Origin of the sequence: Oryzicola mucosus (assembly GCF_014534685.1) — a bacterium.
In the GTDB taxonomy this organism is placed as follows: domain Bacteria; phylum Pseudomonadota; class Alphaproteobacteria; order Rhizobiales; family Rhizobiaceae; genus Oryzicola; species Oryzicola mucosus.
The window spans coordinates 1,342,396-1,354,450 of sequence record NZ_JACVVX010000001.1; the positions used below are offsets into that span (position 1 = coordinate 1,342,396).

At 61.6% G+C, this 12,055-nt stretch carries 10 protein-coding genes and 1 pseudogene; 9 read left to right on the forward strand and 2 right to left on the reverse strand.

Annotated features, from left to right (window positions below; all coding sequences use genetic code 11):
* The first annotated feature begins 68 nt into the window (after window positions 1–68).
* The 5 genes from pstC to phoB are packed head-to-tail and all read left to right on the forward strand — an operon-like array spanning window position 69 to window position 5,140.
* Window positions 69–1,442, forward strand: coding sequence for a phosphate ABC transporter permease subunit PstC (gene pstC / locus ICI42_RS06420; protein WP_188163646.1), 1,374 nt, complete (start codon window positions 69–71; stop codon window positions 1,440–1,442).
* Between the two features lie 2 nt (window positions 1,443–1,444).
* The gene (gene pstA / locus ICI42_RS06425; RefSeq protein WP_188163647.1) at window positions 1,445–2,818 is read left to right on the forward strand and encodes a phosphate ABC transporter permease PstA; all 1,374 of its coding nucleotides are present in this window, start codon (window positions 1,445–1,447) and stop codon (window positions 2,816–2,818) included.
* 28 nt (window positions 2,819–2,846) lie between these two features.
* A complete protein-coding gene (gene pstB, locus ICI42_RS06430) occupies window positions 2,847–3,701 on the forward strand; it encodes a phosphate ABC transporter ATP-binding protein PstB (protein ID WP_188163750.1) in 855 nt (284 codons plus the stop codon).
* A gap of 20 nt (window positions 3,702–3,721) precedes the next feature.
* The gene (gene phoU, locus ICI42_RS06435; protein ID WP_188163648.1) at window positions 3,722–4,426 is read left to right on the forward strand and encodes a phosphate signaling complex protein PhoU; all 705 of its coding nucleotides are present in this window, start codon (window positions 3,722–3,724) and stop codon (window positions 4,424–4,426) included.
* Window positions 4,427–4,450: 24 nt separating this feature from the next.
* The gene (gene phoB, locus ICI42_RS06440) at window positions 4,451–5,140 is read left to right on the forward strand and encodes a phosphate regulon transcriptional regulator PhoB (protein ID WP_188163649.1); all 690 of its coding nucleotides are present in this window, start codon (window positions 4,451–4,453) and stop codon (window positions 5,138–5,140) included.
* On the opposite strand, the gene ICI42_RS06445 is transcribed toward phoB, so the two are convergent.
* A complete protein-coding gene (locus ICI42_RS06445) occupies window positions 5,119–6,360 on the reverse strand; it encodes an ROK family protein (RefSeq protein WP_188163650.1) in 1,242 nt (413 codons plus the stop codon). The genes phoB and ICI42_RS06445 overlap by 22 nt on opposite strands.
* Before the next feature lie 258 nt (window positions 6,361–6,618).
* Here ICI42_RS06445 and xylF point away from each other — a divergent pair, with 258 nt between their 5' ends.
* The 4 genes from xylF (at window position 6,619) to ICI42_RS06465 (ending at window position 11,789) form a co-directional block, all read left to right on the forward strand.
* Window positions 6,619–7,659: a D-xylose ABC transporter substrate-binding protein gene (xylF, locus tag ICI42_RS06450; RefSeq protein WP_188163651.1), complete on the forward strand. Its 1,041-nt coding sequence runs from the start codon at window positions 6,619–6,621 to the stop codon at window positions 7,657–7,659.
* A gap of 204 nt (window positions 7,660–7,863) precedes the next feature.
* Window positions 7,864–9,180 carry a sugar ABC transporter permease gene (locus ICI42_RS06455; protein ID WP_188163652.1) on the forward strand — a complete coding sequence of 439 codons (1,317 nt, stop codon included), beginning with the start codon at window positions 7,864–7,866 and terminating at the stop codon, window positions 9,178–9,180.
* A 114-nt stretch (window positions 9,181–9,294) separates the two neighbouring features.
* Window positions 9,295–10,083, forward strand: coding sequence for an ATP-binding cassette domain-containing protein (locus ICI42_RS06460; RefSeq protein ID WP_188163653.1), 789 nt, complete (start codon window positions 9,295–9,297; stop codon window positions 10,081–10,083).
* A gap of 89 nt (window positions 10,084–10,172) precedes the next feature.
* On the forward strand, window positions 10,173–11,789 hold the full coding sequence (locus ICI42_RS06465; RefSeq protein ID WP_188163654.1) for a CHASE domain-containing protein: 1,617 nt from the start codon (window positions 10,173–10,175) through the stop codon (window positions 11,787–11,789).
* Between the two features lie 92 nt (window positions 11,790–11,881).
* Here the strand turns inward: ICI42_RS06465 and ICI42_RS06470 are convergent.
* Window positions 11,882–12,055, reverse strand: a pseudogene (locus ICI42_RS06470) (IS630 family transposase); the annotation flags it as partial.

The following is a 12,055-nucleotide window of genomic DNA, read 5'->3' on the forward strand; positions in this document are numbered from 1 at the left end:
GGCGGGCGGCGCTTCGGCGCCGTCCGCTTTCGGCTGCTTATCGCCCGCATTGGCCCGGAGCGTTTGTCTTGAACAGTATCGTCATCATTCTCTTGCTGCTTGCTCTGCTGTCGGTCGGCTATCAGGTCGGCCTTTCGCGTGGCCGTACCGTGGCTGCCACCGCCCAGCGCACGATGCATTCGCGCCCGAACTACCACGGCCTGATGGTCGCGCTGTGGTGTCTCGTTCCGGCTGCCGTCGTCCTGCTCCTGTGGGCGGTCTTTTCCAATGGCCTGACCACCAACTATATCCTTTCCTTCATTCCATCCGATGTAGCGGGTGATCCCAATCTGCTGCGCGAAGCGATGCGCCGCATCGAGCAGATCGCTGCCGGCTTCGGCGTGATCGGCGAGACGCAGGATTGGGAAGTTGCCGCGGGCGAGGGACTGCGCCAGTTCCGTTCGGTCAGCTTCTGGTCCGTGGTCGTGCTCGCCGCCGTGCTGGGAATCGCCGGGCTGCTTTTGATGAGCCGACGCATTGCGCCCCGGCTGCGCGCCCGCAACGAGTTCGAGGTCGCGATCCGCGTCCTGCTCATCTTCTGCTCGCTCATCGCGATCATGACGACGGTGGGCATCGTCGCCTCGCTGTTCTCCGAGGCGATGCGCTTCTTTGCCTTCGTCAGCCCTATCGACTTCTTCTTCGGCACCGTCTGGAACCCCGGTTTCACGACGTCGGGCGGAGCGGGAACCGGCGAATACGGCCTGCTGCCGCTGCTGTGGGGCACGATTATGATCAGCGCCATCGCCATGCTGGTGGCTATCCCTGTCGGCCTGATGTCGGCGATCTATCTCGCCGAATATGCATCGCCGCGCGTCCGCACAGTCGCCAAACCGATGATCGAAATCCTCGCCGGCATCCCATCCGTGATCTACGGCGTGTTCGCGCTGGTCACGCTGGGACCGTTGCTGAGCGATATCGGCGCTCTGGTCGGCATCCAGATCCGCGCCACCAGCGCGCTGACGGCCGGTATCGCCATGGGGCTGATGATCGTGCCTTTCGTATCGTCGCTGTCCGACGACATCATCACCCAGGTACCTCGCGCCATGCGCGACGGCTCGCTCGGCATCGGCGCCACCAAGTCGGAGACGATCCGCAAAGTGGTGCTGCCGGCCGCGCTTCCCGGCATTGTCGGCGCCTTCATGCTGGCGATTTCCAAGGCATTCGGCGAGACCATGATCGTGGTGCTTGCCGCCGGCAATGCCCCTATCCTGCGCTTCAACCCCTTCGACGCGGCATCGACCGTCACCGTTTCGATCGTCAACCAGCTGACCGGCGACACCAACTTCGCAAGCCCGCAGTCGCTGGTCGCCTTCGCACTCGGTCTTACCCTGTTCGGGATGACCTTGATCCTCAACGTGATCGCGCTCTATGTTGTGCGCAAATATCGGGAGCAGTACGAGTAGTCATGGCCACCACCGACACTCTGCGCCCGATGGGCCATTCAGAGCCAAAAGACGAGCGGCTGGCACGCATCCAGAAAAGCCTGCGCCGCCGCCGTTCCGCCGAAACCCGCTTCCGCATCTACGGCATGAGCGCCGTGGCCATCGCCTGCGGCTTCGTCCTCTTCCTGTTCGGCAGCATCATGCATGACGGCCTTCCGGCCTTCTGGCAGCCGGCGCTTCAGGTGAAGGTCACCTTCTCACCCGATGTGGTCAAGGTCGCGCCCAAGCCGGAACAAGCGCCGGGACAGTCGCCCGCCGAATTCCAGCGCGCCAGTCTCGACTGGCAGCGCGAGGTGACGATGGTCAACTGGAACCGCGTGATCCAGGACGCGGTCCAAGCCGCGGCCCCCGATGTCAAGCTGACTCCGCGCGACGTCCAGGCCGTGGTGTCGCCCAACCAGCGCTTCAAGCTGCGCGACATGTTCGTCGAAAATCCAGGCCTGCTCGGCCAAACCGTCGACGTCTCGCTGCTCGCATCGGCCAATGCCGATGTCTGGCTCAAGGGCAACATCGACCATTCGCTCGGCGACGACCGCCAGCAGCTTTCGGGAGCCGCGCGGCAACTGATCGACCGTCTCTACGAAAACGGCACCATCAAGATGGTCTTTTCGACGGTGCTCTTCACCAATGCCGATTCCCGCGGTGCATCGGCGGAAGCTGGTCTGCTCGGCGCCTTCATCGGGTCGCTCTACATGATGATCATCGTCATTGTTCTGGCGGTGCCGATCGGTGTGGCGAGTGCGATCTATCTCGAAGAATACGCGCCGAAGAACAAGCTGACCGACCTGATCGAGGTCAACATCAACAACCTCGCCGCCGTGCCGTCCATCGTGTTCGGTCTGTTGGGCGCCGCCGTTTTCATCAACTACTTCCGCCTGCCGCTTTCGGCTCCCTTGGCGGGCGGCCTGGTGCTGACGCTGATGACGCTGCCGACCATCATCATCGCCACGCGCAATTCCCTCAAGGCGGTGTCGCCTTCGATCCGGCAGGCTGCGCTGGGGCTGGGCGCGTCCAAGACGCAGATGGTGTTCCACCACGTCCTGCCGATCACCTATCCCGGCATCATGACGGCCACCATCATCGGCGTTGCCCAGGCTCTGGGCGAGACCGCGCCGCTGCTTCTGATCGGCATGAACGCCTTCGTTGCAACCGTGCCGACCACGCCGCTCGACCAGGCGACGGCGCTGCCGGTGCAGATCTTCCTTTGGGAAGGCAACGAGAACCGCAACTTTTTCGAGCCGCGCACGGCGGCGGCAATCATTATCCTGCTCGTCGTTATGCTCCTCCTGAATGCGGTGGCGATCTACCTTCGCTCCCGCTTCGAACGCCGGCAGTAGAGTCACGGAGATGACCAAAATGAACGTGATGACCCCAGCGGAAGCGGAAGCCGAAGTGGCCCGCACCGTCAAACAGCGCGATGGCGAGAAGTTCCAGACCATCCGCACCCCCGACGCGCAGCCGCGCCAGATCCGCGTCAAGGCGGAGGACGTGAACGTCTTCTATGGACAGAAGCAGGCGCTGTTCAACGTGTCGATCGACATACCGGAAAAGGCCGTGACCGCCTTCATCGGACCGTCGGGCTGCGGCAAGTCGACCTTCCTGCGCTGCATCAACCGCATGAACGACACCATTGACGGCGCGCGGGTCGACGGCCTGATCGCGCTCGACGGCGAGGACCTCTACGATCCCAAGCTCGACGTGGTCGAACTGCGCGCCCGCATCGGCATGGTGTTCCAGAAGCCGAACCCGTTTCCAAAGACGATCTTCGAGAACGTCGCCTACGGCCCGCGCATTCACGGTCTTGCACGCTCCAAGTCGGAGCTTGAGGAAATCGTCGTCACGAGCCTCAAGAAAGCCTCGCTCTTCGAAGAGGTGAAGGATCGCCTCTACGAAGTCGGCACCGGGCTTTCCGGCGGCCAGCAGCAGCGCCTCTGCATCGCGCGCGCCATTGCGGTTTCGCCCGAGGTGATCCTGATGGACGAGCCTTGCTCGGCGCTCGATCCCATCGCCACCGCCAAGGTGGAGGAACTGATCGACGAGCTGCGCGAGAACTACACGATCGTCATCGTGACGCACTCCATGCAGCAGGCCGCGCGCGTTTCCCAGCGCACCGCTTTCTTCCATCTCGGCGTTCTGGTCGAGGAAGGTCCGACGGACATGGTGTTCACCAGCCCGAAGGAAAAGCGCACCCAGGACTACATTACCGGCCGCTTCGGCTGAGCGGAGACGAGGACACTACCATGGGCGAACATACGGTTTCTTCCTTCGACGAAGAACTCAAGAACATCGACCGCCTGATCCGTGACATGGGCAGCCTCGCCGGATCGATGGTCGAGTCCGCGATCCGCGCGCTGCTGACCTCCGATACGGCGATGGCGCAGACCGTGATCTCCGAGGATCTCGTCATGGATGCGCGGCAGCGCGCCCTGGACGAGCAGGCGATCACCCTCATTGCCCGGCGTCAGCCTATGGCGCAGGATCTGCGCGCGGTTCTCGGCGCCATCCGCATGGCCGGCGATCTCGAGCGCATCGGCGACCTCGCCAAGAACATCGCCAAGCGCGTCGGCGCGGTCGGGCCGGCGGCGCCCAAAGACCTGTCGCATTCCATCGATGCGATGTCCAAGCTGGTTCTTGAGCAGGTTTATGGCGTCATTGAACTCTATGTCGGCCGCCAGGCCGAAGGACTCAAGATGCTGCGCATGGACGACCAGAAGATCGACGTGAAATACACCTCGGTCTTCCGCGAACTCCTGACCTACATGATGGAAGATCCGCGCAACATCACCGCTTGCACGCATCTGCTGTTTTGCGCCAAGAATCTCGAGCGTATCGGCGACCATGTCACCAACATCGCCGAGAATGCCTATTTCGTCGTGACCGGTACCCAGCTTCCCGCCAACCGCCCCAAGGTGGACGAGACGGCGACGTCGGTTTCGGCCGCCTGAGAGCCGTGAAAGGACGTTGGTAGCATGATTGCACCGAAGATCATGGTGGTCGAGGACGAGGAATCGCTTGGCATTCTTCTCCGCTACAATCTCGAATCCGAAGGCTACATGGTCGAGGTCGTCGGACGTGGCGACGAAGCCGAAATCCGGCTTCAGGAAAACGTCCCCGACCTTCTGGTTCTCGACTGGATGGTTCCGGCGGTGTCGGGCATCGAGTTGTGCCGACGCCTGCGAATGAGGCCCGAGACGGAGCGGCTGCCGATCATCATGCTGACCGCGCGCGGCGAGGAAAGCGACCGGGTGAGGGGGCTTGCCACCGGCGCCGACGATTATCTGGTCAAGCCGTTCTCGACGCCGGAATTCATGGCGCGGGTCAAGGCGCTTTTGCGCCGGGCCAAGCCCGAGGTCCTGTCGAGCGTGCTCAAGGTCGGCGACATCGTGCTCGATCGGGAAACCCATCGCGTCTACCGCAAGAAGGCCGAGGTCAAGCTGGGGCCGACCGAGTTCAAGCTGCTGGAATTCATGATGCAGAATCCCGGCCGTGTCTTCTCGCGCAGCCAGTTGCTCGACAATGTCTGGGGTGAGACGATCTATATCGACGAACGCACCGTCGATGTGCATGTCGGACGGTTGCGCAAGGCGGTCAACCACAATCGTATGCCGGACGTCATCCGTACGATCCGTGGATCGGGTTACGCGATCCGCGAGGACTGAACGACCTCGCTGTCGCGCGTCTGCGGAGCAAAGACTTCGTTGTCGATGAAGGCTAGCGCCTGCATGGTGGAGCCTTGGCGGGTCAACTGCATCTCATTGCCCTCCGTATCGAAGGAGATCGCTTCGGAATGCAGGCCGCCGACTGTCTTGGCAATGGCCTGCCTGACCGACCTTTCCATGAGATCGAAGGCGGATGCCCCGACGCCGACGAGAGCAATGGGGGCGGCATCGATCAAGGCGAAGAGATTTCCCAGGCCGTAGCCGATGGCTTCCCCCGCCGTTCGGAACGCCGCGCGCTCGGGGCCTTCTGTGGTGCGCGCGCGCTCGGCGATGGCGCGAATGTCTTCGTCGCCGATGCCGTCTACCGGCCGCTCGTTTTCGTCATGGCCATGGGCATTGCGCCAGATCGCATAATTGCCGGCGTAAGCCTCCACGCAGCCATGCCGGCCGCAGCGGCAGAGCGCTCCACCGGGGCGGTGGATCATATGGCCGAATTCTCCGCCGGAGGAATGCGTACCGGTGAACACCTTGCCTTTCAGCATCACGCCCATGCCGATGCCGTGCGACAGCAGGATCGCAATGAAGTCGTTGCGATAGCGCTCGGGATCACGCCAGCGCAGGGCTTCCGCTATCATGTTGCAGTCGTTTTCGACGCTTACGGGAACGGCAAACACCTCTTCGATCCGGTCGGCAAAGGCAATATTCTGATGCGGGGTGATCGGCGACCACAGCAGCCGGCGCGCCGCCGAGTCCGTGACACCCTGCACCGCAAGCCCCGTCCGCAGAACCGGGCCGGCATGAGGGCTTCTCGCGACGACTTTTCGGATGATGTCGACGCATTCGGCCAGAAGCTCTTCCTCGCTCATCGACAGCGTATGCAAACGGCGGTCTTCTTGGACAATGACTTCGCCGGAATAGCCGATCGTGGCGGCCGAGAGATGGTCGAGAGAGAGAACGACGGAAACCACCGTTGCCGCCTTGGCATTCAGCGCAATGGCGACCTGCGGTCGTCCGCGTTTGAGCGACGCGATTTCGCTCTTCGTCTCTGCCAGAATGCCTTCGGCGATAAGGTCGGCGGAGATCGCTGAAATCGTCGAATTGCTCAACCCGGTCACCGACGCGATCTCGGTGCGGGAGGGTTGCCCCGCACGCCGCACGGCGCCAAGCACCATAGCCCGGTTACGACGCCTGAGATCGTCGTGACGAATTCCAACCGACATGTTTTTCTGCATTCCTCCCGCAGGACAGAGCGACAACACCGGAACCGACGTTGCGCCACTTGGCCCGCATTACAAATCTGACAGAAGCACCGAGAGCTGTCATCAATAATTTCGGGGCTCGAAAAAATGCGGATTGCCGCGACAACCCCGTTGACACCGACAAGAGCTTGAGTCACACTTTTTTCGAGGCTCGAAAAAAAGAGCTCTTTATCCGGCTGGTCCGGAAGTGTAACGCGCTACGGCGCTAGGGAGGAAATCATGAGGAAGCATACAACCGCCATTTTGGCGGGTGTAGCGATGTCGCTCACGCTGGCATCGGTCGCCCATGCCAAGGACAAGATCATCGGCGTATCCTGGTCGAACTTTCAGGAGGAACGCTGGAAGACCGACGAAGCCGCCATGAAGAAGGCTATCGAGGCTGCTGGCGACAAGTACATCTCGGCTGATGCGCAGTCGTCGCCCGCCAAGCAGCTCACCGACGTGGAAAGCCTGATCAGCCAGGGCGCCAACGCGCTCATCATCCTGGCACAGGACGCTTCGGCCATCGGACCTGCTGTGCAGAAGGCCGTCGACGAAGGCATTCCGGTCGTTGGCTATGACCGCCTGATCGAAAACAAGGACGCTTTCTACCTGACCTTCGACAACATGGAAGTCGGTCGTCTGCAGGCCAAGGCTGTGTTCGACGTGCAGCCCGAAGGCAACTACGTCTTCATCAAGGGCAGCGGTGCCGATCCCAATGCGGACTTCCTGTTCGCCGGCCAGATGGAAGTTCTCAAGGAAGCCATTGACGGCGGCAAGATCAAGAATGTCGGCGAGGCCTACACCGATGGCTGGCTTCCGGCCAACGCCCAGAAGAACATGGAGCAGTTCCTGACTGCCAACGACAACAAGGTCGATGCGGTTGTTGCTTCCAACGACGGCACCGCCGGCGGCGCGATCGCAGCGCTTCAGGCACAGGGCCTTGCAGGGTCCGTGCCGGTTTCGGGCCAGGACGGCGACCAGGCCGCGCTGAACCGCATTGCACTCGGCACCCAGACCGTGTCCGTATGGAAAGACGCGCGCGAGCTCGGCAAGAATGCCGCTGAAATCGCGTCCCAGCTCGCCGACGGCAAGAAGATGGAAGAGATCGCGGGAACTGCGAAGTTCACCACGCCTGCTGGCAACGAGGTCAATTCGCTCTTCCTCACGCCTGTTGCGATCACCAAGGACAATCTCAACGTCGTCATCGACGCTGGTTGGATCGCCAAGGACGTCGCATGCCAGGGCGTTGCAGCCGGCGCTGTCGCTGCCTGCAACTGAGCAACGTCTAACTGACATGAAACGCCGCGGTCCGGGTTGGGCCGCGGCGTTTCAACAAGCGCGTTAGAGCGCGGTGCGTCCGACAGGAGGTACAGCGCGAGAACTACCGCATGCGCCCGCGGATTGCGGCTGCCAGCTTGCATGTGATGCTGTAGCATGATCGTTGCCGGCGCTCGCTATGTGCCGTACGGTCGGGAGGGAACCATGACTGACGCAACTTCCAATCTACCCCTGGATCGCGCCCGCGAGTCGGAATCAGGCCCTATCCGCAAATTCCTAAACGCCACCGAGCTGGACACCCGCATGCTGGGCATGGTGGGTGCGCTGCTGATCATCTGGATCGGCCTGCACATTCTTTCGGGCGGTCTGTTTCTGACGTCGCGCAATCTATGGAACCTCTCGGTTCAAAGCTCTTCCGTGGCGATCATGGCAACCGGCATGGTGCTGGTCATCGTTACCCGCAACATCGATCTCTCCGTCGGCTCGGTTCAGGGCTTCATCGGCATGGTCATGGGCGTCGCGCAGGCCGAATTCCTGCCGCGTGTGCTCGGCATCCCACTCGGCAGCCCGTCCATGTGGATCATCGCTTTGGTCTCGGGCCTGGTGGTGGGGCTTCTCATCGGAGCGCTGCAGGGCTTTCTCATCGCCTATCTCGCCATACCGGCCTTTATTGTCACACTGGGCGGATTGCTGGTTTGGCGCGGTGCGGCATGGTGGGTCACCAGCGGACGCACCGTGGCGCCCCTCGACCCGACATTCCAGCTCATGGGCGGCGGTCCCGCAGGGTCCATCGGCGCGACATGGAGCTGGGTCGTCGCCATCATTGCCTGTCTCGCAGTGGTCTTCATGCTGGTCAACGGCCGGCGCCAGCGCAAGCGTTTCAAGTTTCCGCAGCGGCCGATCTGGGCCGAGACGTTTCTCGGCGTCGTGTATTGCGGCGTCATCCTCGGCGCCGTCTCCATCGCCAACGCCTATCCCTGGCCGGTCGGCATCGTGCGCCGCTACGCCGAGGCCAACAATCTTACGGTCCCGGAAGGTGGACTGTTCATCGCCCACGGCATTGCCGTACCGGTGCTGATTGCGATTGCCATCGGCATCATCATGACCTTCATCTCGATGCGGACGCGCTTCGGCCGCTACGTCTTCGCCATCGGCGGCAATCCCGAAGCGGCCGAACTGGCGGGCATCAAGACCCGCTGGGTGACGATGAAGATATTCATGATCATGGGTTTGCTGGCGGCTGTCAGTGCTGCGGTGTCATCCGCGCGCCAGAACGCTGCGACCAATGTGATGGGCACGCTGGACGAGCTTCTCGTCATTGCTGCCGCCGTCATCGGCGGAACGTCGCTTGCCGGCGGATCGGGAACCATCGTGGGTGCGATGCTGGGCGCACTGCTGATGCAGTCGCTGCAGTCGGGCATGGTCCTGCTCGGCCTCGATACGCCTTTGCAAAACATCGTCGTCGGCGCTGTTCTGGTCATCGCGGTCTGGCTCGACACGCTCTATCGCAAGCGGTTCTAAAGCGGGCCGCGATCTTTCAGAGTCGCCTGACACGCTTTAGCTTATTGTTTTTATGCATGTCTTTGTCCCGAACCCGGTGTCCATTTTTGGGAGACATGCATTAGGAGAACGGTCATGGAACAGCTTCGCATTCCGCTTATCGACATGAAGAACATCTCCATCGCCTTTGGCGGCATTCGCGCCGTCGACGATGCATCCATCGACCTCTTCCCCGGAGAAGTGGTAGCCCTGCTCGGCCATAACGGTGCGGGCAAGTCGACGCTGATCAAGATCCTCTCCGGCGCCTACAAGCGCGATTCGGGGTCGATCTACGTCAATGGCGAAGAGGCCTCGATCTCCAATCCGCGCGATGCCAAGAAGTACGGCATCGAGACGATCTACCAAACGCTCGCGCTGGCCGACAATGTCGATGCCGCTGCCAACCTGTTCCTCGGCCGTGAGATCATGACGCCGTTCGGCACGCTCGACGACGGTGCGATGGAAGCCGAGGCGCGCAAGGTCATGGGCCGTCTCAACCCGCGTTTCCAACGCTTCAAGGAGCCGGTGGTCAAGCTTTCGGGCGGCCAGCGTCAGTCGGTTGCGATTGCCAGAGCAATCCTGTTCAATGCGCGCATCCTGATCATGGACGAGCCCACCGCGGCCCTCGGCCCGCAAGAGACGGCGCAAGTCGGCGAACTGGTCAAGCAGCTCAAGGCCGACGGCATCGGTATCTTCCTGATCAGCCACGATATTCACGATGTGTTCGATCTTGCTGACCGAGTCTGCGTGATGAAGAACGGGCAGGTGGTCGGCACCGCGCGCACCCAGGATGTGACCAAGGATGAGGTGCTCGGCATGATCATTCTCGGCAAGTGCCCGCCGGGTGCCGTGGCTGGCCCGGGAGCCATGCGCGTCGCGGCCTGATTGGCCTAACGGGGCGCCGTCATCCGCCATTGTGTTGGCGTTATGTGTTGCTTACAACGGTGACGCATCGACTGATTGACGGCTTGCCCTTGAAACGATTTTTCCCAATTGCCGCGTTCGCCGCCGTGTCGATAGCCGGCATGGCCATGGCTGCGCTGAGCTACGTGACGACGCAGGAAGCTGCCCGTCTCAAGTTCGAAGCCGTGGCCGACGATGCGCTGAACCGCATCGATGCAAGGGTGGGCAGCAGCCTGTCGTTGCTGCAGTCGGCCAAGGCTTTCGCGGATGCAAGCGGCGGGAACCTGACCGAGGCGAAGTTTGCGACTTTTTTCAAGGCGCTGAATCTCGAACCCGGTTTCAGCGGGCTAAGCGGCTTGGGTTATCTGCCGCTGATAAAGCCAGGCGAAGAAGCTGCCGTAGAGACGCGGATCCAGGGCGATTTCGGCATCGACCGGCGTCTTTACCCAGACTCGACGCTGGAATGGCGTACGCCGATAACGTTGTTCGAGCCACGTCCGGACCTGCGGGCCATCGGTTACGACATGTATACCGATGAGGTCAGGCGCCGCGCGATCGATATGGCGCTCGCTTCAAACGACGCCCGCGCCACCGGCAAGGTTCTGCTTGGCGCACCGACCGGCAGCGAGCAGGTCTATCCGGGGTTTCTGGTCTTTGCCAAACTGAACCCTGACAGTGCGCGCGTGACGATTCCGTCAGCGGATGCGTCCAGGCCGGCGGGGCTGATCTATGCCTCATTCCGCAGCGAGCAACTGTTCACCACCGCGCTTCAACGCATCCCGCTTCTGCCTGTCAGCATCGAGGTGTTCGACGGAGAGCCGGTCAAGGATAATTTGCTATACCGCTCCTTGACCGTGCCGGATGAATCGCTCGATCGCTTCAAGTCCACGCGACAGACCGTCGTGGCTGGCCGATCCTGGACCATCGTCTTCCACCCCACCTCTGCTTTTGCGCCGCCTCTGTCGCTGGCGGTGCCTTTTGCCATTGGCTTCTTCGGATTGCTTCTGGGCACCACCATCGCGCTTGCCGCGCGCTACCAGGAACGTGCCTTCGATGCCGTCACCCAACTCCACGAAGCCACCGAAAAGAGCCTCGCGGACAAGGATCTGATGCTTCAGGAAATGAAGCATCGCATCAAGAATTCCATAGCCCGCGTACTGGCGATGGCCCGGCAGACGGCGGCCCACGCCAAGGGAATAGACGAATTTTCGGCGTCTTTTTCCGCACGCCTGCAGGCGATGGCTGCGTCGCAGGACATGCTGACGCGGTCGCGTTGGCAAAAGGCCGATCTGGGGGAGTTGCTGCGCATCGAACTCGGTCAGGTCTTCGGCAAGGAGATTCCCGAAGGCATGTTGAAAGGCCCGCCGGTAGAACTCGACGAGACCACGACTCAGGCACTCGGCCTGACCTTCCACGAGCTTGCCACCAACGCTCTGAAATATGGCGAAGCGGCCAACAGCGTCGGCGTGCTCAATGTTGAGTGGTCGTTATCAGGGGGGCGCAAGGACAAACGGTTGCGTCTCAACTGGTCGGAACGGTCTGGCAAGCCGGTTAAGAAACCGGAAAAGATCGGCTTCGGCACCAAACTCATCGACATGAACATCACACGCGAGCTCGATGGCACGATCGAGCGCGTTTATGAGGCCAACGGCATCAAGATCGCCATCGATATCCCCTATCGAACCTGAAACAGCACATGCAGCTATGTTTGATGGGCCAAACCAAAACGGCCCGGTCAAGCCGGGCCGCGTTGGGTTTATCGAATTAAAGCGTGTCGCACTTAATCGGCCTCATATCCGGCAGCCTTGAAAAAGTTTCGGCATTGTGTTGGGTCGAAGAGGTCACAGATATCGCCGATTGCATGGCATAGGGCGTCGAACGTTCGCGCGGCCCTCTTGCGCAGCAACGCCTTGAGCTTCGAGAACGCCATCTCGATCGGGTTCAGGTCGGGCGA

Coding starts and splice junctions, on each gene's coding strand:
- phoB (WP_188163649.1), top strand. CDS start 4,451: ATGATTGCACCGAAGATCATGGTGGTCGAGGACGAGGAATCGCTTGGC.
- phoU (WP_188163648.1), top strand. CDS start 3,722: ATGGGCGAACATACGGTTTCTTCCTTCGACGAAGAACTCAAGAACATC.
- ICI42_RS06460 (WP_188163653.1), top strand. CDS start 9,295: ATGGAACAGCTTCGCATTCCGCTTATCGACATGAAGAACATCTCCATC.
- pstA (WP_188163647.1), top strand. CDS start 1,445: ATGGCCACCACCGACACTCTGCGCCCGATGGGCCATTCAGAGCCAAAA.
- xylF (WP_188163651.1), top strand. CDS start 6,619: ATGAGGAAGCATACAACCGCCATTTTGGCGGGTGTAGCGATGTCGCTC.
- ICI42_RS06455 (WP_188163652.1), top strand. CDS start 7,864: ATGACTGACGCAACTTCCAATCTACCCCTGGATCGCGCCCGCGAGTCG.
- pstB (WP_188163750.1), top strand. CDS start 2,847: ATGACCCCAGCGGAAGCGGAAGCCGAAGTGGCCCGCACCGTCAAACAG.
- ICI42_RS06445 (WP_188163650.1), bottom strand. CDS start 6,360: ATGTCGGTTGGAATTCGTCACGACGATCTCAGGCGTCGTAACCGGGCT.